The 25,904-nt window shown below is 55.1% G+C and carries 19 protein-coding genes; 13 read left to right on the forward strand and 6 right to left on the reverse strand.

Going from position 1 to position 25,904, the window contains the following annotated elements; all coding sequences use genetic code 11:
- Window positions 1-2: 2 nt before the first annotated feature.
- The 10 genes from ACGY09_RS21990 to ACGY09_RS22035 all read left to right on the forward strand — a co-directional run bounded on the left by ACGY09_RS21990 (window position 3) and on the right by ACGY09_RS22035 (window position 13,215).
- Entirely contained in the window at window positions 3-1,010 is a 1,008-nt protein-coding gene (locus ACGY09_RS21990; protein ID WP_397569447.1) for a hypothetical protein, read from the forward strand.
- Window positions 1,011-1,258: 248 nt separating this feature from the next.
- Window positions 1,259-3,193, forward strand: coding sequence for a molecular chaperone HtpG (gene htpG / locus ACGY09_RS21995; protein WP_373652828.1), 1,935 nt, complete (start codon window positions 1,259-1,261; stop codon window positions 3,191-3,193).
- Window positions 3,194-3,591: 398 nt separating this feature from the next.
- A complete protein-coding gene (locus ACGY09_RS22000; RefSeq protein WP_397569448.1) occupies window positions 3,592-5,109 on the forward strand; it encodes a HEAT repeat domain-containing protein in 1,518 nt (505 codons plus the stop codon).
- A 63-nt stretch (window positions 5,110-5,172) separates the two neighbouring features.
- Complete coding sequence (locus tag ACGY09_RS22005) at window positions 5,173-5,484, forward strand: putative quinol monooxygenase (RefSeq protein WP_397569449.1); 312 nt, start codon at window positions 5,173-5,175, stop codon at window positions 5,482-5,484.
- Window positions 5,485-5,691: 207 nt separating this feature from the next.
- On the forward strand, window positions 5,692-6,006 hold the full coding sequence (locus ACGY09_RS22010; RefSeq protein ID WP_373652825.1) for a hypothetical protein: 315 nt from the start codon (window positions 5,692-5,694) through the stop codon (window positions 6,004-6,006).
- A 274-nt stretch (window positions 6,007-6,280) separates the two neighbouring features.
- Window positions 6,281-7,171, forward strand: a complete 891-nt coding sequence (locus tag ACGY09_RS22015; RefSeq protein ID WP_397569450.1) for an alpha/beta hydrolase — start codon at window positions 6,281-6,283, stop codon at window positions 7,169-7,171.
- 123 nt (window positions 7,172-7,294) lie between these two features.
- Window positions 7,295-7,603 (forward strand): hypothetical protein, encoded by a 309-nt coding sequence (locus tag ACGY09_RS22020; RefSeq protein ID WP_397569451.1) that lies wholly within the window; start codon window positions 7,295-7,297, stop codon window positions 7,601-7,603.
- 271 nt (window positions 7,604-7,874) lie between these two features.
- Window positions 7,875-9,284, forward strand: a complete 1,410-nt coding sequence (locus ACGY09_RS22025) for a magnesium chelatase (protein ID WP_397571898.1) — start codon at window positions 7,875-7,877, stop codon at window positions 9,282-9,284.
- Window positions 9,274-10,971 (forward strand): VWA domain-containing protein, encoded by a 1,698-nt coding sequence (locus ACGY09_RS22030; RefSeq protein ID WP_373652822.1) that lies wholly within the window; start codon window positions 9,274-9,276, stop codon window positions 10,969-10,971. Before ACGY09_RS22025 ends, ACGY09_RS22030 begins: the two co-directional genes overlap by 11 nt.
- Window positions 10,972-11,604: 633 nt before the next feature.
- The gene (locus ACGY09_RS22035) at window positions 11,605-13,215 is read left to right on the forward strand and encodes an OprO/OprP family phosphate-selective porin (RefSeq protein ID WP_397569452.1); all 1,611 of its coding nucleotides are present in this window, start codon (window positions 11,605-11,607) and stop codon (window positions 13,213-13,215) included.
- Window positions 13,216-13,370: 155 nt separating this feature from the next.
- Here the strand turns inward: ACGY09_RS22035 and ACGY09_RS22040 are convergent, their stop codons facing one another.
- From ACGY09_RS22040 to ACGY09_RS22050, 3 genes are all read right to left on the reverse strand, one after another.
- Window positions 13,371-13,679 carry a hypothetical protein gene (locus ACGY09_RS22040; protein WP_373652820.1) on the reverse strand — a complete coding sequence of 103 codons (309 nt, stop codon included), beginning with the start codon at window positions 13,677-13,679 and terminating at the stop codon, window positions 13,371-13,373.
- Between the two features lie 122 nt (window positions 13,680-13,801).
- Window positions 13,802-17,317 carry a PVC-type heme-binding CxxCH protein gene (locus tag ACGY09_RS22045; protein ID WP_397569453.1) on the reverse strand — a complete coding sequence of 1,172 codons (3,516 nt, stop codon included), beginning with the start codon at window positions 17,315-17,317 and terminating at the stop codon, window positions 13,802-13,804.
- A gap of 293 nt (window positions 17,318-17,610) precedes the next feature.
- Window positions 17,611-18,762: a DUF6268 family outer membrane beta-barrel protein gene (locus ACGY09_RS22050; RefSeq protein WP_397569454.1), complete on the reverse strand. Its 1,152-nt coding sequence runs from the start codon at window positions 18,760-18,762 to the stop codon at window positions 17,611-17,613.
- 438 nt (window positions 18,763-19,200) lie between these two features.
- On the opposite strand from ACGY09_RS22050, the gene ACGY09_RS22055 reads away from it, so the two are divergent.
- Window positions 19,201-20,148, forward strand: coding sequence for a polysaccharide deacetylase family protein (locus ACGY09_RS22055; protein WP_397569455.1), 948 nt, complete (start codon window positions 19,201-19,203; stop codon window positions 20,146-20,148).
- A gap of 807 nt (window positions 20,149-20,955) precedes the next feature.
- Here the strand turns inward: ACGY09_RS22055 and ACGY09_RS22060 are convergent.
- Window positions 20,956-21,465: a hypothetical protein gene (locus ACGY09_RS22060; protein WP_397569456.1), complete on the reverse strand. Its 510-nt coding sequence runs from the start codon at window positions 21,463-21,465 to the stop codon at window positions 20,956-20,958.
- A 432-nt stretch (window positions 21,466-21,897) separates the two neighbouring features.
- On the opposite strand from ACGY09_RS22060, the gene ACGY09_RS22065 reads away from it, so the two are divergent.
- Both ACGY09_RS22065 and ACGY09_RS22070 read left to right on the forward strand, forming a co-directional pair.
- A complete protein-coding gene (locus ACGY09_RS22065) occupies window positions 21,898-22,326 on the forward strand; it encodes a transposase (protein WP_397571847.1) in 429 nt (142 codons plus the stop codon).
- Entirely contained in the window at window positions 22,320-22,718 is a 399-nt protein-coding gene (locus ACGY09_RS22070) for a transposase (protein ID WP_397568160.1), read from the forward strand. Before ACGY09_RS22065 ends, ACGY09_RS22070 begins: the two co-directional genes overlap by 7 nt.
- Window positions 22,719-22,726: 8 nt before the next feature.
- Here ACGY09_RS22070 and ACGY09_RS22075 read toward each other — a convergent pair whose 3' ends face one another.
- Both ACGY09_RS22075 and tnpC read right to left on the reverse strand, forming a co-directional pair.
- Window positions 22,727-23,380 (reverse strand): hypothetical protein, encoded by a 654-nt coding sequence (locus ACGY09_RS22075; protein WP_397569457.1) that lies wholly within the window; start codon window positions 23,378-23,380, stop codon window positions 22,727-22,729.
- Window positions 23,381-24,124: 744 nt separating this feature from the next.
- Window positions 24,125-25,876, reverse strand: coding sequence for an IS66 family transposase (tnpC, locus tag ACGY09_RS22080; protein ID WP_397569458.1), 1,752 nt, complete (start codon window positions 25,874-25,876; stop codon window positions 24,125-24,127).
- Window positions 25,877-25,904 lie beyond the last annotated feature (28 nt).

The raw sequence follows: 25,904 nt of genomic DNA on the forward strand, positions 1-25,904 counted from the left end.
ACATGGGCGAATACCAAAGAGTGCAGAGAGCCGCTGGACCGACCTGCTGGCAGGCTCGTCCCGATCGATCAGTCCGGGTGGATTCAGGCCAGGCGGCTGCCAGCTCCGAAAAAGGGGCCATCTTGAGATGGAATCCTGTCTCGTTGGGGCGAACGGGATATTGGAACTGGATCAGTTTGAATACCTGTTGCTACCTGGTCGTGTCGTTCATCGCCGGTGCGTCGGTCGTCACTGCGGATGAGCCCTCCCCTGCGGCTGCAGAGAAGGCAAAAGAACCAGCCGCTTCCGAAGCTGTTCCAGAAGCCAAGCCAGAGGCCAAGCCACAGGTCAGGGAGAAATCGCTGCTTGAGAAGCTGGGTGAGGAGTTGATGAAGGAGGTCGATGATTCTCCTGTCAACGCCTTGAAGTCGACCACCGAAGAGGTCGACAAGATGGACCGCGCCGTAAAAGGAATGCGCGCCGCAGGCACGAAGCTGGACGAGGGGACCACTGCGGAAGAGACGCAGAAGATTCAAAAGCAGGTGATTCAGGACCTGGAAGACATCATCAACCAACTCGAGAATCCCCCGCCGAATAAGGGTGGTGGAGGCGGGGGGGGAGGAGGAGGTGGTGGTGGTGGAAGTGCCAGTCAGGGAGGAGGCGGTTCCTCGGGACAGAATCGCAGCGGCAGTCGCGGAGGGTCTTCAAAGCAGCGACTGCGGTCACGCGGCTCTGCAGGGTCGAGTACCGCCTCACAAGGTCAGGCGGCCGGTTCCACTGACGAACAGCAGGGGGGCGAGTCGAGTGAGAACGGAGTCGACTCGTCACCCCAATCTCAAGCAGACCGAAAGGCGGCTGAAGAAGCGGCACGCCGGCGAAAGCTGGAGATGGACGTCTGGGGGCATCTACCCGTTCATGTCCGTGAAGAATTGCTGAACACCTACGGCGAGAGAATGCTGCCGAAGTACGAACACCTGGTGAAGCAGTTTTATGAAGCGCTGTCGATGCAGGGCGAGCAGCAGAAGAAGTAATCGGGGCCACGCCCACTCTACCTCGTTGCCGCGAATTCGTCTTTCACGGTAGGCAAACCGCTTGTTCGCTGCGAGCGAGTCGCTGGTGCCAATTTGGCAGTTGGTGATCGACGCTGTGGGTGAAAACCCTTGAAAACAGGCTATTTTCAGCCGGGAAGAGGCTGGCGCGCGAGTTGCTTTCGGGCTGTTAACTGGTCGTTCGACTGCCGACGATATCTGAACAATGTTGATTGTATGGGAGTTCCCGAGTGTCTCAACCGCAAGAATTCACGTTTCAAACCGAGATCAAGCAACTTCTCCATATCCTTTCGCATTCTCTCTACCAGAACCGGGAAATTGCTCTGCGCGAGCTGATTTCCAACGCATCTGATTCTTTGAACAAGCTGCGGCATATCCAGCTCAGCGAAGAGCAGTATCGTGACGACCAACCACTGGAAATTACGCTCGAACCCAACAAAGATTCGAAGCTGCTGGTCATCCGCGATAACGGAATCGGCCTGACCCATGATGAACTGGTTCAGAACCTGGGAACGATTGCGCACAGCGGATCGAAAGAGTTCTTGCGGACACTGGCGGCGAAAGCCGACGGAGCAGAATCGTCTCCCTCGGCTGACCTGTCACTGATCGGACAGTTCGGCGTGGGATTCTATGCCGCGTTCATGCTGGCGGATCGCGTCGAAGTCGTCACGCGCAGCTATCGCGAAGAAACAGGCTGGCGGTGGGAATCCGATGGTTCGGGGCGCTTCACGATTACGCCTGCGGAAGAAGAAGTCCCTCGGGGTGCTCAGATTCGGCTGCACCTTAAGGACGACATGGATGAATTCACTGACCCGATGCGGTTGAAGTTTATTGTCCGCAAGTACTCAACGTTCGTGCCGCATCCCATCAAGCTCGATGGAGAAACGCTCAACGAACAGAAGCCGATCTGGGTCGAGCCGAAGAATCAGGTCACTGAAGAACAGCATGCTGGTTTTTACCAGTGGCTGACCCATCACGCAGAAGAAAAACCACTCTGGCACCTGCATCTGTCGAGCGATTCCCCCATTCAGTTTCATTCGATCCTGTACTGTCCCCCCACGAATTTTGAGCTGATGGGATTTGGCCAGATTGAGCACGGAATCAATCTGTGTGCGAAACGAATTCTGGTTCAGGATGATTGCCGCGACTTGCTGCCGGACTATCTTCGCTTCCTGTACGGGGTCGTTGATTCGGCCGACCTGCCGCTCAACGTCTCGCGTGAGACACTGCAGGATCACAAGCTGCTGCCCAAGCTGAAGCGGGTCTTGATCAAGAAGGTTCTCGACCACCTCGCCAGTATCGCCGAAGAACAGCCCGAGACCTTCAAGACGTTCTATCAGCAGTTCGGGCCGATTCTGCGGACCGGGATCGGGCAAGACTTCGAGAATCGCGAACGGATCGCGAAGTTGATGCGGTTCCATTCGACGCATACCGCCAATCCAACCCTCGTGGTACCCGGCGGAACGACCGATCAACCCGTACCTCCGACTGTCTCGCTGGATAGTTACCTCCAGCGGGCCGTGGAAGGCCAGACCCAGATTTACTACCTGAGTGGTCCTGATCTGGACGCGTTGTCTCGTCATCCGCTGCTGGAAGCATTCCGCAAACGAAACCTGGAAGTCCTGTTCCTTGATGATCCGATCGATGAATTTGCACTGACGCAACTACGTCGCTATGAGGGCAAAGACCTTATCTCCATCGATTCGGCGGATGTGTCGTTCCCCGAATCGACCGATCCACCCGAGACGGAAGCGGCGGAAAAGCCGAAGAACATCACACGCGTCATTGAGTTGTTCCGAGGAGCGTTGGAAAGCAAGGTGCAGGACATTCGGGAGTCGTCTCGTCTGACGGAAAGCCCCTGTTGCCTGATCAATCCTCAGGGAACCATGAGCAACCAGCTGCAGAAGGTGCTCAGCCATACAATGAAAGAGTACGAAGCTCCCAAGCGGATCATGGAAGTGAATCCGCATGCAGCGCTCGTGACACGGCTGTGCGACCTGAGCAGCAATTCCGAGAACGACGAATTCATTCGGGATTGCGGCCGTCAGCTTTACGCAAATGCCCTCATCCTGGACGGACTGATTCCCGACGTGGAAGAAACGACGACCCGCTCGCTCCGTTTCATGGAAGAACTGGCCCGAAGCAAGTCTTCGATCGTCTTGTGATCGTATCGGAAAGCTGTGAGCAAGTTTGCGGCCCCGCATGTTCCATTCATGGTCATGCGGGGTTTTCTCGTGTGATCCGGCTGAAGTTAAGGAGGTTCCCGACCGAGAGCGTGTTCATGTGGCATTGACTGGCGAGACGGCTGAATTTCCGTAAGTGTTTATTTTGCATTGGATTGTGTCTCTGTCTGTGAAGTTGCTGTCACCCGGTTGGCACTGTGTGCAGAATCGGGAAAACTTGTCAAGCGGATTTCGGTGTTCCCGCTACGAACGGTTTAACTCTTATCGTTGTTGTAACCGATACCTGAATTGGACGTGTTCAATTTGGATGCATGGCTGGTTCTGCTTGCGCTGTCTGTCAGCGTCATGCTGCCCCACTCGCGGTTCAGTAAGGTTATGACATGAACAAGTGGTATCGCCCTCTCGGGTTTTTGCTGTTGGCCTCCGTCGCGGGGGAAGTCTGCGGATGCGCTCAGTCGGGCAGTTGGCTCGCCAGACGCGAATCCAAAAAGGGGGCGGAAGAGGCGCTGGCAGATGCTGGCAAGGGGAAGAAAGGTTCGAAGGGGGCGAAAGGGCCGGCTGAACTGAAGTCGGACGAGCCTCGAACACTGCTCGGCAAAGCCAAGCGGAAATCAAAGTCCGCAGCCGCAGAATCGAAACTCGCCGCAGCAGATCAGGTGAATTCATCCAAGTCGTCGAAATCCTCGCCTGAAATGGCCGTCACCAAAGCGAGTAAAGATTCGCTGACCAGCAAAGCAGCCGCGACGGCGAAGTCGGTTGCCGCGTCCGCCAAGACGGAAGAAATGGATGCCTTCCTGTCTGATCTCGACAAACCCACTCCAGTGGCAAAGAGCGAGTCCGGGAAACAGGCCTCTGATGAGTTCGATCCGTTTGACGACGTGATCGAAATGGGACAGAAGTCGGTCATGCAGGTCAAAAAGGAGCTGGGGAAAAAAGTCGAATCCCTGGAAAATGACGTTGCTGACTGGGCCAGCGACGAAGGGGAATCCAGTCTGTCAGCCGTCACCTCGGCGAAAGCTTCAACCGTTGTAGACGTGCTGGAGAAAGAACTGGATCTTCCGTTGGCACAACCTCCTGCTCTGCAGGCAGAAGGTGAGGAGGCCAGCGAGGACGGACTGTCACAACTTCCTTCCCTGGGCGATTTGAAGAAGGCTGCGATCCAGACAATCGCGACCCGCGGATTGGCGAAGTTGTGTCCCGATGCCAGTGGTCCCTTGGCTGAAGCACTGAATGAAGTGGATCCTTCCGATCCGCAGTCGCTCAAAGTCTGTCTCAGCAAGATCGGAAAGCTGGGGGCGGATGGGATTGCAGCGGCCCCTGCTCTCCAGTCATTGCTCAAGCACGATGACGGCATCGTGAGGACCACGGCCGCTCAGACGATGGCGAAGCTGAATATCAGCTCGCCTGAATCAATCAAGGTGGTCACCGACAGTGTGGTCTCCCGCGATGCGAACCTGAGATCGTTCGCGAGCGGTGTTCTGGATGAAATGGGAGGCGAATCGACCCAGGTGCTGAAGTCGCTGTCAGAGAACTTGAAAAGCACTGACGGACAGACTCGCCTGCGAGTCGCTGAAGTCCTGATTCGTCACGAGGAGTATGCCTACCCTGCTCTGCAGACGATTCTGACGAGCCTTGGTGATCGAGACTCCAATGTGCGGTGGCTGGCGACGTACTCACTGGCGGAACTGGCTCCGGAATCACCTGCGGCGGTTCAGGCACTGGTCAAAGCAACGCACGATCCCGTGTCAAAAGTCCAGGTTGGGGCGGTCTACGCTTTGGGTGAGATGGGTCCCTACGCGAAGAGTGCGGGGCCGGATCTGCACAAACTGCTGGAAACGTCAACCGATGCAGAGCTGAAGGAAGCGATTGTGAGTTCGCTGGAACAGATTGAGAAATAGCCGTTTGCCTTACGGCAGACTGTGGCAAATAATCCACCGCCCATTGTCCGAACGGGGACCCAGATGATTCATGTGCTTGCTCTGGTCGAAACAATCGAAGGGCACCGCGAAGATTTCTTACGTGAGTTTGCTCAGGTCGCGGTTCCTGTGCGACAGGAGGCGGGGTGCATTGAATATGGGGCTGCAATTGATGCGATCACGGATGTGCCGCAGCAGTTTCTTCAGGGGGAAAATTTCGTATTAATTGTCGAGAAGTGGGAGAGTCTGGATCACCTGAAAGCGCATCTGGTCGCTCCCCACATGGCTGACTACCGAGTTCGCGTCAAGCCGTTTGTAAGCTCGGTGCGCCTGCAAATTCTGGATCCGCGGGTTTAACTGCGGATTCGGGAAGTCGCAGTTGCATAAGGGTATTGGAATTCGTCGGTTGACACGCTTCGGGCGACGGTCTCTAATTCTCGACGGTTGTAGGGCTAATCTCTGGGACAATCCTTTGTTCGATGGTGGGCTCTTTTATCTCGAAATTCAGTAGACAATGTGAGGAGTCAGTTTATGCGGAAAAGTTTGACTTGGATCGCGTGTTGTGTGGCGTTGTCCGCGTTCATTGGTGGTCCAGAAGCTCAGGCTCGTCCACAATACACGAAGGCGTTTATTGCCGCGTATCCGGCTCTCAAGACTGAAGCCGAAGCTGCCAAGTGCGGCATCTGTCACCCAGAAGAGAAGAAAGCTGTTCGCAACGACTATGGCAAGGCCCTGGGTGCCGCTCTGCCAGAAAAGAACACCAAAGGCGAAGAAGCTCTTGCTGAAGCCCTGAAGAAGATCGAAAGCGAAAAGGGCGAAACCGATGGCAAGACCTTCGGCGAGCTGATCAAGGAAGGCAAACTGCCAGGCAAGAAATAATTGCCGTCAGTTTTGCTGGTCACTCTCATAAAATGACCAATTGAAGCCCGATTCCGATGAGTCGGGCTTCATTTAATTTCCTGTTGTCTCCAGAGCGTCTCTTGGTCACGTTCCTCTACGGGTCGCAGAACCGGGCAGCCCGTGTTCTTGACGCTTCTGTCAGGCTGTTCCGTTGGCCGCCATCGCCCCTTTCTCTGATGCGACTTGCCTCGGAGGGACCACACATGGCAGAATTGTCTCAGGCCGAAACAGTTCCTTTGAGCGGAGTTGACTGGTGTCTGAGGTACGAATCCCTGGTTTGCTGGCATGGGTCTTGGCCCTCGCAACGTTCTGTCAATCGGCGTCTGCACAAGAGAAGATCGTGCTTTGGCCTGATGGGGCACCCGGCGCGGTAGGTACCGAGGAACACGATCGCCCCAGCATCACGGCCTATCTCGCTCCGGCCGATCGTAATACAGGGACCGCCATCGTCATTTGTCCTGGTGGAGGCTACGGTCACCTTGCCGTCGGGCACGAAGGGGAAGACGTTGGAAGCTGGCTGAACTCCATTGGTGTTTCGGGGTTTGTTCTGCGATACAGAATCGCTCCACGGTACAAACACCCCGCACCGTTGCTTGACGTTCAGCGTGCCTTGCGAGTTGTGAGAAGCCGGGCCAGCGAGTGGAAAATTGACCCTGCCCGGATTGGAGTACTGGGATTCTCTGCGGGGGGCCACCTCGCTTCGACCGCTGCAACTCATTTTGATGACGGTGACGCTTCGGCAGGCGATCCGATCGACCGGGCCAGTTGCCGTCCGGATTTTGCAGTTCTTTCCTATCCGGTCATCACTTTCACGGATGAGTCCGCCATGCACCGGGGCTCACGCAACAATCTGCTGGGGCAGGATCCTTCGGCAGAGCTGATCACGCTTTTATCGAATGAGCTGCAAGTCAAACCAACGACCCCTCCGGTGTTTTTGTGGCATACGTCCGAAGACAAAGGGGTTCCGCCCGCCAACAGCACGCTGTTCTATCTCGCTTGTGTGAAGGCGGGGGTCCCTGCCGAACTGCATATCTATGAGAAAGGGCCGCATGGGATCGGGTTGGCGAAGAAACATCCCGGAGCTGACCAGTGGCCTGTCCAGTGCGAAGCGTGGTTGCGAGGCCGAGGTCTGTTGAGCAAGTAATGTATGGCGAAATGAAGAAATCGGAGCGGTTCCCGTTTTTTCCCGGACGGGATCTTCAAAACGGCTAGAATTGTTTTCGTGTAGTCGAGGGCCGCCAATTTTTTAACACTTTGAATGCCTAACATGGTTGCCAATCCAACCGAGGTCGATTCATCCCCCCTCCCTTCGTCGAAGCGGTCGGCCCCGCAATCCCAGCCACGGCGCAAGCGGACTTGGTTCGGAGTCCTGCAGGATCTCTACTTCTACTTTCTGGCATACATCTTTTTCGCGTGGCTGACGATCGGTCCTTTTTTCTGGACCTGGCACGCGGCCGTCTATGCTGATGGTCCGAAATGGGTTGCGCAGTTCTACCAGCCCCTTGCATACCTGTGCGAGCTCTGTCCCCCCTTGAGCTGGCTGGTGAACGAGTGGGTCAACTACTGGATTCTTTAAACAAATTTGCAAAAGCTGATGCGTTTGGGCGGGTGAACCAGCAGATTCTTGACTGAAAACTTTGTATTTTGCAGTAGCGACGCAGGCGACTTGTCGTGAATCGCGTCACTACTGCAATTTGCTGTGGTTTAATTGGTCCAAAAAGACATCATGGTTCAATCCAACAAGGTGTCTATACTCAAAATGCGCCCGAATCGTGCCGGTAGGGCTACCTCGATTTTAAGTCGTTTATTCATCGAAAAGTCACCGCAACGAGAATTTCATGCAGCAGATGCCATGTCGACCCACCAATCTCCTGGAACTGAAACAAAGTGGCTGGGTCTCTAAAACTGTCAAAGAGGAGTTGCGACAGAATTTTTTAATCGCACTTGCCGCAGGTGACGCTCTATTTCCGGGCATCGTCGGGTACGAACATACGGTCATTCCCGAAATCAATATCGCCCTGATCGCTGGTCACGATATGTTGTTCTTGGGCGAAAAAGGACAGGGCAAAAGCCGTCTGATGCGCATACTCTCGCGATTTCTGGACGACTTCATTCCTTACATCGACCTCCCGGAAGCTCCCTTTCACGATGATCCGTACAATCCGATCAGCCGTGTTTGCAAGGACTTCGTTGCAAATGTTCCACCTGAACAGGTGCCAATCGCCTGGTGGCCGCGAGAGGAACGTTATGTCGAACGGCTGGCTCCTGGCACCAAGTTCGCTGACATCATCGGCGAGATCGACCCGGCGAAGCTCGCCGGTGGGACGAGTATGTCAGCCGAGGAAGCGCTTCACTTCGGTCTGATTCCCCGGATGCATCGGGGCATTTTTGCGATGAACGAACTGCCCGAACTGGATGAACTCGTGCAGGTTGGCCTATTCAATATTCTGGAGGAACGCGACGTCCAGATCCGTGGGTTCCCCGTTCAGTTCGATATCGACGTGCTGATCTTATTCTCTGCCAATCCTGCGACCTATAACCGCAGCGGCAAAGTCATTCCTCAACTGAAAGACCGTATTGGATCAGTCATTCACACGCACTATCCCGAAGATCGTGATCTCGGAATCGAAATCATGGAGCAGGAGTGCGATATCAATCTGGGTGAACCATACCCCGTGGTCGTCCCTCGATTCATGAAGGAAATCATTGAAGAATTAAGTGTTGCGGCTCGCAAGTCGAAGTACATCGACCAGCTTTCCGGAGTGAGTGCCCGCTTCAGTATTGCCAATTACGGAACAATGATCGCCAGTGCTCGTCAGCGCGGCGCACGCCTGGGCGAATCTCCGGCTGTTCCCCGAATCAGTGACCTGGGTCACTTGTACTCGTCGTCTCTCGGGAAGCTTGAACTGGACCTGATGGGCAGCCATCAGATGAATGAACGTCAGATCCTGGACTCGCTGATTGCGGAAGCGATTCGGACTGTGTTCGAGGAGTACATCGACAAGCACGGAATCGACGAGATCGCAGCGATTTTCAGTAAAGGGGTCAAAATCGAAGTCGGCGACATGCTTCCGTCGTCCCATTACTCCGAACGGCTGAAGCGGGTTCCACCTGCGTGGGACAAGGCGTTTGAAGTTAACGCATCATCGGATGCAGCCGTGCGTGCCTCGTGCGTCGAATTCGTCCTGGCGGGCCTTTATGCGACCGAGAAGATTTCTCGCAGCCAGTCTCGTGGGAGGATTCGTTATGACATCTGAACGTACTCTAGGCGGCGTCATTCATACCTATCAGAGGTATGACCCCGCCACCATCCCCAGTCCGACTCTACCACCTCCCGACCTGGTTTCCCCTGCGATCGAGCATATGCTCGAATTCGGAAACATGCGCGAGCTGACGGATGAGGAACTCGCGAGGGCGATCAAGCTCGATATTCGTCAGATTGCCGGATTAGGACCGAGTCTCGAGTCGCTCATGCAGATGTTGCTGGAGCGAAAGAAAAAGATCCTGGAGACTTGGGAAACAAAAACGGTCGTTGCTGCAGCGAGAGATGCCTTCCTCAAGCGGGCTCAAAGTGCCTCACCACCCGACCGGTTGAAGACGGAATTCAAGAAGGCCGTCGACGAAGAGCAGATCCGGGATCTGGAACGAATCTGGTACGAGACGAACGACGATCACTCACGCTTCGCGCGTCAGGTCGTTCAGTTGATTGACCGCTTGGGCCATGTTTATCAGGTCGAGGAACTCGCCTCGAAGTACCCGTTTACCGGCCGCAAGTCCCTTAGCATCGATAATGCCCTCGGTGTGAAAGAAGAACTGGAGACAATCGACCGTTTACTGAAGCAGTTGGAAGATGCCGCCAAGACGGCACAGATCGCTGTGATTGATCTCTCTGAACTCAGTCAGTTTGCCGATGCCGAGCAGCTCGAAGAATTGACGGCCATGCAGCGGCAGATTGAAGAACTGGTCCGGCAACTGGCCGAACAGCAGGGACTTGAACGGACCAGGCGCGGGTATCAGTTAAGTCCGCAAGCGTATCGCATCTTCCAAGGACGACTGCTCGAGCAGATTTTCAGTCAGCTTCAGGCATCCCGAACCGGCCGCCATCTGGGCCCAATCCAGGGGGAAGGGGCTGTCGAGATGGCGGCCACGAAACCGTACGAGTTCGGGGATTCGGCCTCGCAGATGGACATTCCGCAATCCTTGGTGAATGCCATGGTTCGTGACCCCTCACGACCGTTGCACCTGCGGTCTGAAGATATCGTCATCCACCGGACTCGTAACAACCCCAAGTGCGCGACCACTGTGCTGATGGATATGAGCGGGTCGATGCGTCAGGGGGGGCAGTATATGAACGTCAAACGGATGGCTTTGGCGCTGGATGGCCTGATCCGGCGCGAGTATCCGGGCGACTTTCTCCAGTTCATCGAAATGGCGTCGTTTGCCAAGCCACGTCACTTCAGTGAAGTCGCGGCGCTCATGCCCAAGGTCGTCACAATCTACGACCCCGTCGTCCGGTTGCGAGCAGACATGAGTCGAGAAGAGGTCACGGAATCCGATATTCCCCCCCACTTCACTAACATTCAACACGCTCTCCAGCTGGGTCGGCAGTTTCTGTCGACTCGCGACACTCCGAATCGGCAGGTCATTCTGATCACTGACGGGTTGCCGACAGCTCATTTTGAGGGACAGCATCTTTACCTCCTATATCCCTCTGATCCCGCGACGGAAGCAGCGACCATGAGGGAAGCGCTTCTGTGTCAGCGGGAAGGAATCACGATCAATATCTTTCTGCTTCCAAGTTGGTCACAAACTCGCGAAGACATTCAGTTTGCACATCGTCTTGCAGAGACGACCAAAGGTCGTGTTTTCTTTACGGCCGGACGTGATCTCGACCGCTTTGTCGTCTGGGACTACGTTAACCACCGCAAGTCCATTCTCGGCTAAAGCACTTGCGGTTCGGACGTGGGCCCGTATCCGGTCACACCTCGTTGTCCGTCAACTTCCGGTCGTGCTCATTTCGTGAGTCAGGCGGGCCTGTCATTCTCTCGCCACCTCCAATTTATGCGTGGGGGACCTCGACGCCGGCACGTCAGCAGAAATGCTGCTGCCGGCCTCCGTGAATCGGTTTTCGGCTGCAGCAAGCGATTCAGATCGCCTCGTCCGTTCCTGAGGTCATTGAGCTCATTCGGCGTGGCTTGAGTTGAATTGGGTACGGAATTGAAGAATTCCTCAACCTTTTCGATCAAGTCGTCTCAAATTTCCCAGTCTGCACAACCGATACACACAGAAGATGATTCATGGGGGCTTCCTTTCCTTTCTGAGCCCCCATGTCGGGTATGAGTCCTTTCAAGAATCAGTCCTTGCGTCGAGCATGGCCACGGCAGGGATACCTCGCCTGTTGCTCATGGTTGATGGCTCGCGACCTTGTGTAAGTCGATTAGCAGAATTCTGCGTGAGATTGTGGCAAAAACACTAGACTGCTTTGAATCCGTCGCGAGGCGCGGCCCAGGACGCTCGTCCGCTGGGCTGGCTCTTCTTCTGGTCCTTTTCATCTCCGCCACATCCTCGGCTGACGATTTGATCCCGCGTCGACTGTTGGAGCTGGACGATTCTCGGCAAGAGACCTCGCTTGCGGCCGAATTTGCCGATCGTCTGGAGCAGGAAAGCGAGCTACTCAAACCAGACAATGCATCTTCGGAGGGCAATGACGTCGAGGCAGGTCAGGTTGATCTCAGCGGCTACTTCAATGCAGATCCTGATGTCACGGGCAGCGAACCTCCTCTGCCCAAGAAGTCATCTTTTGAAAGTCTGGCCTCCGAATTCGCCAGTCGTCTTTCCGCTGTGGAAAAAAGCCTGACCAAGCGGGATGAGGCTGATGCGAAGAAGGCTAAGCAGTACCCCACCCACAAGCTCACCGGCTTCCTTCAACTCGACACTGCCTTTTATGCCCAGTCGCCAGAAAACATTGCCACAGTGGGCGACGCACAAAATGGAACGGGATTCCGTCGCGCTCGTTTTGCCGTCCAGGGTAAAGTCGCTGAGTTCACGAACTACCAGTTGGAAGTCGACTTTGCGACCGCCGGTCGCCCCAGCTTCTTCGACAACTATGTTGAGCAGGGAAATCTTCCCTTCTTCGGTGAGGTTCGTGCTGGCCAGTTCCTCCAACCCTTCAGCGTGGATGCGATGAGCGGTTTCCGGAACCTCCCCTTTCTGGAACGATCGCTTCCGTTTCTAGCATTCGTTCCTTTCCGCCGTGTCGGGATTATGTCGTCCAATGCTTCAGAAGATGAGATGACGCACTGGGCATACAGTATTTTCCGAACGGGTGGCTACAACAATGCCCCGCTTGGGGATTCTCGCTTTGCGACCGACTTTGGCAACATTGGTGGCTTTTCGTTCTCCACGCGAGTCACGCACCTATTGTACTATGATGAATGTGCTGAGGACCGAGACTTATGGCACATTGGCGCTGCTTATAACTATGGCCGATTAGGAGCTAATGACGCCAAAGGAAGCGGGGCTCCAGGAAACGCAGGCAGTCCCGAACCTTTCTATCAGGCGAGAACAACGCCCGAATTCGGGCCTCTCGGCTATCCTGAGCTGTCTGCCAGTTTTGGAAATGCGGTGAATGGGACTCCGATCTTCGTTGATACAGGGCGATACCAGGCGGATTATTTCAATCTCTTCGGACTCGAAACCGTTTATCAATCCGGCCCTCTCAGTTTCCAATCGGAATACATGGCCACGGTTGTGGAAAGTGTCGTAGGGCCTGTCTTCTACCAGGGGGCCTATGCTGAAGTCATGTATCGGTTAACGGGCGAGCATCGCCGTTATGACAAGAAGTTGTCTGCCCTGCGGAATCCTATCCCTAACTCCAATTTCCTGCCGCTCAAAACGGGCGAGATTCGAGGTTGGGGGGCCTGGGAAGTCGCGGCCCGCTGGTCTGTCGTCGACCTCAACAATCCTGATAAGCTCGACGGTCATTACTACAATAGTGCCACTAATTCCTATGATGGGACTAACAAGGCCGGAAACGGACTGTTGAACGACGCGACTCTAGGGATGACCTGGTTCTTGAATGCTCATACCAAGCTGCAGTTGAACTGGATCCACGCCATGCTGAGAAACCAGGCCAAAGGGTATAGCTCTGCCGACTTGTTCGTCAGTCGAATCCAAGTCGATTTCTAATTCAACGATTGGCCGTGGTTCCTGTCTTTCCCGACGCATGGATCGACGTGCAGCAGCGATGCAGACCCGTCGATTTTGACACGACAGCTCTCCTGCCCGATGCTCTGAGTTGAGAGCCAACAATCGAAGCGTCGGGTCAATGCCTCGATTGACCGTCATTCTTTCGGTGCTTCAGGCTTCTTTTCGGGCTTTGGTCGAATTTTCCCCGACTGAACGTCTTTGACAACTTCGGCAACTTGAGCCGGATCATTCGTTGCCAGGACGTGTTCAATGCGCGAGGCTGGCGTTCCCAGCCGGTCCATGATTTCTTTCGCCGTCTCCCAGAGTTTTGGCTTCTTTTTATCAGGTGCCAGATAAAGTTCCGTCGCCAGTTCGGCCAGGCGCTGTTCATCCAGCGCCGGCCGGTTGTCGTAGTATCTCTGGATGACTTTCTTCTGGAATTTTGAGTAGTCGCGTTCAGCCATGTCGCATCCCCTTGGAAGTAAAATCTCTGCGGGGAACTGTATCGACCGTCCCCTTGCCCAACATTGGAAAAAGGTAAAAACACAAGCTCGGCTGCTGAATGCTCCAGACGTCCCCACATCCACTATTCATGAATCCACCGAAGTCCGCCCCAGTAGCCAAATTCGTATGACCAGCCTGTGGCAGTGTTGAGCAATTCCAGCCGAATCTCACGTCCGGCAAATTTACTGAGATCAACTTTGACCGTTGCCCAACCGTCGGGACAGGTTTCGGCATTAATTTCCTGTCTCAAAATCTGGTCGCCATTTGCCTTGATCTGAAGTCTCCAGTCACCTCTTGGATCATGGCTGACATCGAGCATCAGAGTCGTTCGCACGCCTGCCGGAATGGCAAAGGTTCCGCTGAGGACACACGGTTTCTGGGCCGATACCGGATGAGTTCGCAGGACTCCGATCCGTCCCCGATGTTCCTTCAGCACGCCGATCCCGAGTTCACCCGAGGCGGTTGTGTTGAAGCCTGGGAGGATCTCATGAATTAACGGACCGAATTCCGCTGGCTTCAAGGTCTCTTTAGGGATGACCTCGCCGGCACCCGCAAGCAGGCGACCAGACTTATCGGACGGATGCTTGTCTAAGGAAAGGAACGCAAACAGATCGACAATTTCTGTGGCAGAGAGTTGCTTCTCGATCTGCTCAGGCATCAACGAGATCTCATTGACATTCAGTTCATCAATATCTGAACGAGGAACAACCTCTTGCTTGCCCCCCTGCACCTTCAGCACGATTCGTTGCGGACTGTCCTCTACCAGCAAGCCGTTCAAGACTCGACCACTATTGGTCACCACGGTGTAAGACCGGTAGCCGGCACCGATCACCAGGCTGGGGTCGAAGACGTTCGAGAGCAACTGTTCAAAATTGTTTCTTCCATTGAGCGTGATATCAGGACCAACTTCTGCTCCTTCTCCGTAGATCTTGTGGCACTGAGCACAGATCTTTTTGAACGCTTTCTCGCCTGCAAATGGATCACCCGGAGCTCGTCGGATCAGTTGGCGCATCTCGGCAATGTAGCGATCCCGATTCGGATCGCGACCTTCTCGCACCTGACCCCAGTGAGACGTAAGCAACTTACTCAGCTCTTCGTCTTTAAGGTCATTCAGTCGGCGAGCCTGATTGACGTTCATGGTTGTCGAAGGGACTTTCCTGTCCCCCATGGCACGCAGCAGGTCTTTAGCCCAACTCGCGCGTTGGGTCAGAAGTTCAACAGCACGGGTCTGCAACTCAGGGTCGAACTGGTCGAAGCGTTCGAGAATCATCGCCGCAATTCGAGGATCGTCATGCTTACTCAGTGAGGCGAAGAGTTGCGACTTGAACAAAGACGACGAGGTCTTCGAATCCAACGCCTGAGAGATTGCTGCCAGCAGGCCTTCGTCCCGGATTGTGATCAGCGAGTTCAACGCCAGTAGACGCTGTTCCGGTGACCCTGTGTCAGTAACAAAGACTTGTCGCACCGCTTTGATCCCGATCGGATCGTTCCAGCTTGTTGCGAGAAACGCTGCAGGCAGGTACATCGGGGAGTCCGTTTTGCCGTGCAGCACAGGTTGCAATGTTGCTTCCATCGCCTGCTTCATTTCTGCGAGATGGTCAGCAGTCAACTCACGGTTCTGCACTTTCGTCGAGAGTCTCTGCAATCCCAGTGCAGCGGTTTCAGGATGGTTTTCTGCCAGGAATGCGATTAATCCCGCGATCACTTTGGCATCGAAGGTCTGACGTCCGAGCATCCGATCGATAATTCGTGGCATAAGGGAAATCAGTGCCGCGTTGTCTTTCATCCCGGGTTGTTCTAGCAGAGTCACAAATTGTTCTGCCGATGCCTCCAGCTTGGGATGCAGGTTCTGCCAGATGATCCGGGACAGATGCGTGTCTTCGCCGAGATTTGCCAGCACATCGAGATAGAGGCGGAACAGCGCTTCCCGTTGCTCTGGGCCTTGTGCGTCAGAGGCGGCGGACCGTTTCGCGGCGGCGATCACGTACTGCAGGACCTCATTCGAGTTCTTCGCGTCAGGAGCCAGTTCCGAGAAACGGTCGATCGTCGGCGCGAACTGAGGATGGTCCCCCAGGAATCGCAGTTGCCAGCTCCGAATGGTGGAGTTGATTTCCTGACGACTCCACTTTGCCAACTGTTCTGTTTCACTGACGGACAGCCCGCACAAGGTCATGAATAACCGGTGGCGATGCTCGCTTGTGACGTTCGGGTCTTGCGGCGCCGTCAGCGCTTTCAGCAGCTTGGTCGCAATCGCGGAAGAGTTCCGCTCCTGCAGGATGCGGCGTGCGGTGTCACGCAGAAAATCGTTGCCAGCCCCCAGACGCTGGATCAGTTCGTCGTCGGATTCGGCCGCCAGATTCAGTTTCGGTGAGACCCGTGGCGTTTCCTTGTACCGGACGCGATACAACCGACCCTTTAGCCTATCAAGACCCGCCGGGTCCCGATTTGCGTCCTGATAACAGTGGTACTGATCATACCAGTCCAGTACGTACAAGCTTCCGTCTGGACCCGTCTTCTGCACCACGGGCATAAACCAGGCATCATTGGCGGTGAGAAAGTCAGGTTCACCAAAGCCCTCATACGTTGAGCCGTTGGGCTGGATTCGATCGACGTTGATACATCCACCATGGATGTTCCCCATATACAGCTTCCGACGGTACTGCTCTGGATAGGCGTCTGAATCTAAGAAATGGATACCGCAGTAGGCGGCCTTCTGATGTTTGTGTTTGACGATGGACTCGATCTTCCAGGTGAACGGCGGATAGGGCCCCCCCTGCCGGTGGTAATATCCTGTCTCGACGAGATGCCAGAGATGGTCGATGACACAGGCGGAGACGAACGCTTCCCCCTCGTCATTAAAGGCGATCCCCCAGGGGTTGCTCGTCCCTTCACTGAAGACCTGGAATTCACGGGTTCTTGGATGAATTCGGAACAAAGCACACGTCAGTGGCCAGCCGGGATGCTGTGCATCGAAGTTGGGATTCGTGGGTGAGTAGCGGACATGAGAATGATTAAAAACCCCGTTGAGACCATACAGCCAGCCGTCAGGACCCCACGTCAATGAGTTGGGGAGCTCGTGCGTGTCGGTGCGGCCGAATCCGGTAACGACCACTTCCTGCTTATCCGCCTTGCCGTCGCCGTCGGTGTCTTGCACAAACAGGATGTCGGGGGCATTGGCAACCCAGACACCCCCATGTCCGACCGCGATGCCGCTGGGAATATTCAGGCCATCAAGGAACACGGTCACTTTATCCGCTTTCCCATCCCCGTCGGTATCTTCGAGAATCTTCACGCGATCCTGGCCCGGGCCTGGTTCGCGGCGGGGATATTCCAGTGATTCGGTCACCCAGAAGCGTCCTCGCTCGTCGATCGTCATGGCGACAGGATTAACAAGATCTGGTTCGGAGGCCACGACCTCGACGGTGAAGCCCTCGGGCACCGTCATCAGCTTCGCTGCCGTCATAGCATCGCGAGGATCATTTGGTGGCTCGTCCTGAGCGTGAGGAATCAGCCGTGTTTTGGTCTCCTGAGCACCCGAAGTCGAACAGAGTAACAGGCTCAATCCCAAACCGAACAGAAATCGCATGGACGTCCGCATCAATCCTGATTCCTTCCAAGTGAGCCCCGGGGGCGAGCCCTTGCTGAAGTTGCCAAAAGGCGGATTGTAACCGATCCAGACGCACTTCCAACGATCAGGGGCCACCCACGATGGCTTTGTTCAGTTCCTCAGCGGAGGGAGGCTGAATCGAAAATTGAGCCGTACAAGGTTCACCATGGTCCGTGGGTGATCATCGTATGTGCTGGCAGAAATCGGGCGTTCGTTCGGCTTCGATTTACTTGGACGAGACGCGTCCGGGCCAGGTTGATGGAACGGTCGCGGCGATGATGGGCCTATCGAGCCCATTCGAGTCTCAACATCACTTGAGCACCCGGATCCACCCGAAGCCGTTCCGCGCCACTCCCGAAGAATGAGTCACCGAGGAAGTACGAACGGTCGAACAGGTATGCAGCGGACAAGTCGAGATAGAAGCCCTTGCCGAGTGATCTCTGTATTCCGGTTGCGAGTCGCTGGTCAAAATTGAAGAAACGCTGTCGTGTGTCGACGCGATCCGCGAGTTCATACCCCTGGCTATGAGTCATGTAGCCACCATACAGAGTCCACGACTCGTTCGGCGTCCAGCGCAACGTTGCATTCGCGTTGGTCAGCGGAAGATAGCTCATATTAAACGAGACTGTCTCGGTGGGACGATAGGTCAGCGAAAAGGGAATGCCGATATTCATTTGAAACTGATCACTCGGCCGCCAGGCATAAGCGACACCGGGGATTGGAAATCTCAATTGCCCTAGCGGGGAATAGAACAGGCTGAAATTCCAGGCATCGCGCTCATTCGCAGGGATGTTCAAAAAGGTCATCAGGTTCGCATTGACCTCCCGGATCGAAGCGAAGGGGCGATCGCTGGACGAACCGGCACCAACCATTCCCCCGAAAGTCCAGCCGTTGTCGAATGAGTGAATATGCATCAAACTCAGGTTGATGTTCCATAACTCGTCTGGAAACGGCATGGTCGTTCCCGGAAGGGTTGCATTGGTCCGAAAGGTGTCGTGCTCGAGCCGCGTGCTCAAGATCCAGATCCCGTTGGAACTTCTGCTGATCGGAACTCCCACGGCGAAGCCTTCACCTCGTGCTTCCAGAGATCCCGGCTGGTTTCCTAAACCGCTCGCAGGTTGAAAGAATGAGTAAGCATAGACGGGTCTTCCTCCCCCGGCGGGACCTCCCATCCCCCCCATGGGTGAGCCGCTGATGCCCCCCATGCCCGGTCCGCCTCCCCCCGTCTTGATCGACCGGACCAGCGGTGGAGGCAGATTCTCGAGTTCCTCGTTGGTCGATTCAGGCGTTTCAAACGACTGCATTTGCAGGAGAGGAGACTCGAAAAAGTCCTCTTCCGCGGAAGGGAGTGGTGTTTGCCCCATTGCTGGCCCCGAACCCAGCAGCGTGAAGCATACGAGGATCAGACTGAACCCAACCCGCTCTTGCGAACGCATTTGAGATTGTCACCTGTTTGGAGAACATGGCCACCACTATCGAGGCCTGTATCAACTTCCAACTGAACGAGAATCTCCAGTATCCTCGCTCGATCAGCCCGTCCTTAAAACATCGACAGGGGCGGGAATGTAACCGCATCCGATGACCTGCAGAAGATCAGTTCAGACGTAATTACAGTGCAATAGGACTTCGCTGGTAAACGGTAAAGCGCTCGACGGGTCCTGTTTTTGTTCGGGGAACGACAGGCACGAGATAACCTGGGGGAACCGCGAAAGGTAAGCTGATGTCGACCGTTGGCATCGAAATTCCAAATATCTTAGGATCCTTTTCCGGCCGGAATCCGAGTGCCAGAAAAATGGTGATTCGTCAAGTCCTTCGATCAGACGTTTCCGGCCGACCCGTCATCACTTCTTCTCTCTCAATCAGGATACTGGCAGATGTGGCGTCGACTTCCGTTCGTGGTGGCTGCTTTGGGAATGTCGTTGCTCGGTGAGTCCGGTTTGTCGGCCGCAGATGCGGCGGGCAAAAAATATGTCATTATTCATTCTGACGACGCCGGGATGTCACACTCGGTCAATCTGGCCACGATCGAGGGAATGGAGAAAGGATGTGTCTCGTCCGCCAGCATCATGGTCCCCTGCCCCTGGTTTCAGGAAATGGCCATCTATGCGAAAGAACATCCCGAAAAAGATTTCGGGCTGCATCTGACATTGAACTCGGAATGGAAAACCTATCGCTGGGGACCGGTCGCGCCGCGTGAGAAAGTTCCCAGTCTGCTCGACAAGGACGGGTTTCTGCACCAGGGTGTTCCCGCCGTCGCCGCCAGTGCTAAGGGGAGCGAAGTCGAGATCGAACTGCGGGCACAGATCGAGCGAGCCAGACACTTTGGCGTTCCGGTGACTCATCTTGATACGCATATGGGAGCCCTCGTCAGCCGACCGGACCTTGTTGAGATCTACGTGAATCTGGGGATCGAATACAACCTGCCAGTGCTGTTCATCCGCAACGCCCATCTGGATGCTCGCACCGCAAAGGAGTATCCAGCCCTGGCCGAAAAGACAGCGGAGCTATCGCAGGCCCTCGACGAGAAACAACTTCCCATTCTCGACGCGTTGTATCAGTTCTACAGCGGCTCGTCGCATGACATGCGGAAGCAAAGCTACCTCAAGGCCCTGCGTGAGCTGAAACCGGGGGTAAGTGAAATCATCATTCACTGCGGCATCGATAACGAGGAACTGCAGGCCATTACAACCAGTTCCGCCAACCGCGACGGAGACCGCCGTATCTTCACCGATCAAGCCGTCATCGACGAAATTAAGGGTCTGGGAATCGAAGTCATTACCTGGAAACAGTTTCACGAAATGACAGCCAGGTCAGCCCCCTAGTCACAACTCGCGTCCTCATCGAAAAAATCAGGTCGGAAGAATCGCCCCCCCGTTCTCTTACCCAGTCTTGCAGCGCTGCGACGGGTCCAAGTATCGTCAGAGTGAATGCGCGCTGCACATCGATGAGCACCTTGAGCACCTAATTGCGAAACCCCTTATTTTCATGGGTTCCGATTAGATGCTCATGTTGCTCAAACTTGAGCATCTTGAGCATCTAATCAAGCCAGTCAAAACAGCGGCGCCCCATCATTTTCAATCTCCTCCTCAATCGATCAGACCGCACACCGACCAACGCAAGCGTTTCTGCTCGCAATCCGGATAGCAATGAAAACAAAATCAGCGCAACACGAACCAGCGAAAACCGGCGTCGAGTCTACCGATCAGTATTGAAAAATTATATTAAACCGCGTTGTTGACGTCAAGATGTTTTGTCGCTATGTGGCGGCGTCAGGTATCGTGCGTGCACGCATTAGACATCCTCGACTTAAGCGATTGATCCCTCGCTCAAAATCATCAAAGTGTCGGGAGCAGAGAAAGGCTGGCGTCTCATCACGAGCGTCTCGCAGGGGCATCGTGACAGGCGAACCTCACTGAGAAGGGCCAGCTCACGCAGTGTGATTCAGCAATCAGAATCGGACCCGCAATCAAGGGCAGACGTCTTGAAGTAGCCCTGGCGGTCCCTCGCCAGGAAAGCCGAATCGCAACTCCGCAACCGCCTACAACCTCCAGTTCCAAAATGTCAAAAGGGAAGGCTGTACCCCGGATCGTTTCAGGAAGGGCCTTTCAGCGTGTCACGGAATTGAAAACTCAATCTGTGGTTTCGACGTTCGATTCTTCTGTGTGTCCCTGAGCTTCGAGTCGAAAGTAATTACGAAGAGTTTCGTTGCCAGCACCACCGGCCCAGCCTAAAGCCCTGCGAGCTTTGATGGCGTTGAACTTCACCGGACCCGGTCGCAACGACAATGTTCGGAGTTCCTTTGGATCCGCCGTAAAATCGATAAACATCCGACTTTGGTATTTCTCGAATGTCCAATCACTGACGCGCGCGCCCTTAGCTTCGTACAATTCACGTAGATCGTCCCAAGAACGGGGCCATTCACCTTCATGCTCGCGCATGTACTCGGTGACCAAATCGAAGGCGCCCCACTCGGCATAGTAATCGTCAATGTCGGATTCGACATCCCAACATAGAGTAAGAACATGAAAGCCAATAACGAAGATAACAGTTGTGATAAGAAGAGATATAAGAAGAAATACAGTAACCGAATGTAAAATTGCGTACAAAAAAAACTTGACTCGCATCTTAAAAGATTGCATCTCACTACCGCTCCTCGGTTCACTTCATTCGTTAAACGCCTCCCGGGGATGCTGCCGATCAGATTGACAATCATCTAGGCCGCTGAGGCCTGTGACGACTTCCAGAGATTTCTCCGACCTAAGTACACACTCCAAGCAAAGCGCCGAAAGTGCGGTCACACACCGTTAGACAATTATGAAACCGCGAATGTCTATCTGAGTTGGTTTGGCGCATCAGCGTCAGAGGCCAGAGAGAACGAGAATCTTGTGTGTTGTTTTTTTGCCATTCACTTACAGGATCAGTTCGAGAAATTGATGACCAGAATCGGTCTCGTGACAGCGATTTCGATTAGAGGCAGTTTCAAAACCCCTTTATTGCAATAACGATTCTGGCAGGCAATTTGCATACCGGTAAGGGAGAAAGGAGTCCCTTACATGCGAATTACCCTGTCCATGTGGCCCCAGCGACGGCGGCCGAATACGACAGGGTCCAGGACGGTCCCGAAGCCTTTTCTTGATGATGCCCAGTGGAATTCCATCAAAGATCTGTTTGCAAACCCTCTTCCATCCCCACTGGGAGGCCGACCACGAGTCGAGCCTCGACCCTGTCTGGAAGGAATTTTGTGGGTCCTGAAGAGCGGAGGACGATGGCAAGATTTACCAGAGCGATACCCGTCTCCTGCAACATGCTGGCGAAGGCTCAAGGAGTGGACGGAGAGAGGAATCATGGTCAAAACGTGGGAACGTCTCCTGAAGTCCCTTGATCGACAGAAACAGCTGAACTGGTCGCAGGCAATGGGTGATGGCACCTTTTCGCCTGCAAAAAAGGGGGCGCCGAGGTTGGTAAGACCAAGAAAGGTAAAGGAACGAAACTCATGCTGATGACGGACGGTAACGGCGTCCCCATCTCGGGGTTCACCATTTCTGCACAGGTCGCCGAAGTCAACACGATCGAGACGCTGGTCGACATTCAAGTTGCTGGCCAGAAACCCGAGAGGCTGCTGTACGATAAAGCGGCTGATGCCGATTGGATTCGTGATACGCTCAAACTGAGAGGCATTGAGCAAATCACACCCCACCGAAAAGGCCGGAAGAAGCCGTCTCGACAAGACGGGCGAAGCCTGAAGAGATATGCGAGTCGCTGGAAAGTGGAACGCACGATCAGTTGGCTAGGCTATCAAAGAAGGCTTCTTGTCCGGCATGAATACTACCCACATCTCTTCGAAGGCTTTTTCCACCTCGCCTGCGTAATGATATGCTTGAACCGGTTTTGAAACTGCCTCTAGAAAGGCAACTTAGGCGGTCTCGTTACTCCTTTCCATTCTATTATTGTGACGCCTTCGTCATCAGTGGGAGATGGGCATGGCACCAGAAGTATTGCGCCACTGTTTACGACCTCAAACCCCTCTTCGTACTTGACTGCTCCGAGCAATACTGTGGTCTGCACGCCGCGTTGTACACCATCGACAGACATTATCTTGAAGTTCTCATCAGAGCTATACATCTTCGCAATCGTGGGCGTTTCGACTGGCGCTAGGCCGTTCTCCAAGCTGTGCGTAAAGTAGAAGCCGAAAAACTCGCGCCGTTGGTCCCGCTTGCATTTCACCATTGCGAAAAGTGCTTCACCATTGTCACCCCACGGTGAAGCGACGATCTGTTCGACAACGCCGTCGCCGAGATGCTTCGACACCGAAACCACACTTCGCACTTCTCCCTGATCCCCGGCTTCGGCGCCTTTCACTTGCCCGATGAGTTCTATCTGGGCCTTCTCGGTATTCGCGCGGAGGTGGTAGCGGTAGTTTCCAATTCTGACTCGGGGCGAAACGACTGCTTTGACTTCGCGCTTTTCATCACCGGCGCCAACCCTTGACAGCAGGATGATGCTAGTGGCCGAGAAGATACATCCTCGCACCATTGCTCTCCAAACTTGTCTCATTTGAGCCCTCGTTAAGAATTACGGTCTGTGTTTCCTTATTTCCGTCATTGGTCACTTCTACGCTACCAATGCAGAACACTGGGACCCTGCATCTCTGGTATCCCCTCATTCAGATCGGTATCGCTCCTTGGGAGGGGCGCCCCGGTTGTCGCGTCTTCGCGGCTACCGGGGTGGCGTCAGGCAAGGCTTCCCCTGCGGTTCAAACTTTCTGTCGGCATCAACGGGTTGCTGTTGACTCTGCTTGTGCTGCCAATCAGCTATGTAGAAGGCTCCCCCCGGGGATACAGCATATCAGATCGACACGGAAGAAGTCCCCCCCCCCGCGCCCCCCCAGTGGAACAATCAATCTTGGCGTCACTCGACAGGAATGCATTGCGTTCGGTGCGCCCGGCAATCCAAACAGAGAGGTCTATGGCCGTTCAAGAACGCCTGCCCCTTACGGCGAAGATGCGGTGTCCCCGTGACCGTTCCGTGCACCAGTTCCCCGGGGTTCGATCACCCGGATAGGGACAGAATATCTGATCGGGGCAGGTTGCTGTCTAGCGGGACAATTGTGAGTTTCAGGGGAGCCCTGTTGTGCTTCGCACACAGGTAGCCCGGAGGACCGTGCAACTGGACCGTGCAACCTGTGCTACTCTGATAAAATATAGGGGACGGGCGTCGAGGTTGGTACGACAGCATTGAGCTGTCTTCAGTGTTCGTAAGCGCACGGTGAAGTAGGCCCCCGGGGATGAGTCCGGGGGTTCAGCGTTTCTTTCTCTTGTTGGCTTTTTGTTGTTTGGACCTGTGGCGTTCTTTTTTTCGGATCGTTTCGATCTTCCAGCGGTGCTCGGGATGGGCCTTCAGCCATTGATCGGGGAGCAGGTCTGTCAGGTCGGGGGGATCTGCTCCCGTGCGTAGTCGTTTGGGGAGTTCCTCCAGGACCGCTCGCAGCCAGTGCCACGGTTCCACCTCGCAGTACTTGGCACTGCCGACCAGACTGAGCAGGATCGCAGCGCGATGACCTCCCTGTTCGCCGCCGACGAACAGCATGTTCTTCCGCAGGATGGCGGGAGGCTTCATCATCCGCTCCGCCAGATTATTATCGATCTGCAGTGCACCGTCGTCGGTGTAGCGGCAGGTCGCCTCCCACTGATTCAGTGTGTAGGTGAAGGCCTGTCCGATCGGACTCTTGGGGAGTACCTGGTTTTGCTCTTCGTTCAGCCAGCTGCGGAAGGTCTTGAGAATCCCAACCGCATGCTGCTGGCGTGCGTCACGCAGTGATGCACCGCTCAGCCCTGCCGCTTCGAATTCTGACTCCAGTTGATACAACCGTGAGATGTAGCCCAGCGCTTCGTACGCCCGTCGCGCATCGGTGTGACTGGCCTCCTGCCAGTACCGGCGGCAATGTGCCATGCAGGCGACTTCTGTCACCTGTTCTTTGGCATAGATCTGGTCGTACCCGCTGAAGGCATCCGCCTGCAGATAACCCGAGAAGCCTTCCAGAAACCGGGACGGGTTCCTCCCAGCGCGCGTCAGGCTGAATTCGTAGGCGACATACGGATGAGCGGGATCGCCGATATACGTCCAGAACTTGCAGTTCTGGCACTGACCTTCGGACAGCATTTTGATGCTCGTGTCATCGGTATGGATCACACCCGATTGTCGCACACGCTGGCACAGCAGGTCGTACAAGGGGGTCAGCAGATCGGCCATCGACGCCACCCAGTCACACAGTGTGCTTCGCCGCAGGAGAAGCCTGTAGCGCGAGAGAATGTCTTCCATCCGATACAGCGGCAGGTAGTCTCCATACTTGGACACGATCAGGTTCGCCAGCAGTCCCGGTCCCGGCAGGCCTTTGTCGATCGGTTGCGGTGGCTTGGGAGCCAGCACCACATGCTCTTCGCAGCCCCGGCAGGCGTAGCGCACTCGTTCGTGCCGAATCGCCTTGAGACGGGCGGGGATGAATTCCAGCTGCTCGCTGACCTCACGTCCGATCTCGGCGCGTAACTCTCCACAGCAGGGACACTGTCGCTCTTGCTCCGTCAGTTCATGGACGATGGTTTCCCGCGGAATCTCAGGCGGGATGGGACGTCGGCCATGCTCCTTGGGCTTGGCGGCCCCCAGCGACTCGTCCTGGGGCAGCGAACCATCGTCGGTCGAAACCGAATCCTGCTGATCCCGCTTCAGTTCGCGAATCAGTTCCGCCAGTTCTTCGGGTGTGAACAGGGTCAGCTGATTCGGATCGACCCGTTCCTTACGCGGCCCGTAGCGTTCACGAAGCAGGCGAGCCAGTTGCTCATGCACACGTTCCAGTTTGGCCTGCTGCTGCTCAACCACGTCGTGCAATGACGTGATCACCATTTCTTTCTGCGCGATGACGGCGCGATGTCCCACGATCTCGATGTCGCGCTGTAGAAGGACGGCCTCTCTTCTGGCGATGACCGCATCACGTGCGGCGATCATCGCCTTGAGCTGCTCAACGTCATCAGGAAGAATGGAGCCATCCGTACTCATGCCCTGTCATACGCCCGAACCCCCAAAA

Source organism: Schlesneria sphaerica, assembly GCF_044336245.1.
In the GTDB taxonomy this organism is placed as follows: domain Bacteria; phylum Planctomycetota; class Planctomycetia; order Planctomycetales; family Planctomycetaceae; genus Schlesneria; species Schlesneria sphaerica.

Bases quoted from the DNA above. Each gene is read 5' to 3' on its own strand.
- ACGY09_RS21990 (WP_397569447.1), top strand. From the start codon at position 3: ATGGGCGAATACCAAAGAGTGCAGAGAGCCGCTGGACCGACCTGCTGG.
- ACGY09_RS22000 (WP_397569448.1), top strand. From the start codon at position 3,592: ATGAACAAGTGGTATCGCCCTCTCGGGTTTTTGCTGTTGGCCTCCGTC.
- ACGY09_RS22005 (WP_397569449.1), top strand. From the start codon at position 5,173: ATGATTCATGTGCTTGCTCTGGTCGAAACAATCGAAGGGCACCGCGAA.
- ACGY09_RS22020 (WP_397569451.1), top strand. From the start codon at position 7,295: ATGGTTGCCAATCCAACCGAGGTCGATTCATCCCCCCTCCCTTCGTCG.
- ACGY09_RS22025 (WP_397571898.1), top strand. From the start codon at position 7,875: ATGCCATGTCGACCCACCAATCTCCTGGAACTGAAACAAAGTGGCTGG.
- ACGY09_RS22030 (WP_373652822.1), top strand. From the start codon at position 9,274: ATGACATCTGAACGTACTCTAGGCGGCGTCATTCATACCTATCAGAGG.
- ACGY09_RS22040 (WP_373652820.1), bottom strand. From the start codon at position 13,679: ATGGCTGAACGCGACTACTCAAAATTCCAGAAGAAAGTCATCCAGAGA.
- ACGY09_RS22045 (WP_397569453.1), bottom strand. From the start codon at position 17,317: ATGCGGACGTCCATGCGATTTCTGTTCGGTTTGGGATTGAGCCTGTTA.
- ACGY09_RS22050 (WP_397569454.1), bottom strand. From the start codon at position 18,762: ATGCGTTCGCAAGAGCGGGTTGGGTTCAGTCTGATCCTCGTATGCTTC.
- ACGY09_RS22055 (WP_397569455.1), top strand. From the start codon at position 19,201: ATGTGGCGTCGACTTCCGTTCGTGGTGGCTGCTTTGGGAATGTCGTTG.
- ACGY09_RS22060 (WP_397569456.1), bottom strand. From the start codon at position 21,465: ATGCAATCTTTTAAGATGCGAGTCAAGTTTTTTTTGTACGCAATTTTA.
- ACGY09_RS22065 (WP_397571847.1), top strand. From the start codon at position 21,898: ATGTGGCCCCAGCGACGGCGGCCGAATACGACAGGGTCCAGGACGGTC.
- ACGY09_RS22070 (WP_397568160.1), top strand. From the start codon at position 22,320: ATGCTGATGACGGACGGTAACGGCGTCCCCATCTCGGGGTTCACCATT.
- ACGY09_RS22075 (WP_397569457.1), bottom strand. From the start codon at position 23,380: ATGAGACAAGTTTGGAGAGCAATGGTGCGAGGATGTATCTTCTCGGCC.
- tnpC (WP_397569458.1), bottom strand. From the start codon at position 25,876: ATGAGTACGGATGGCTCCATTCTTCCTGATGACGTTGAGCAGCTCAAG.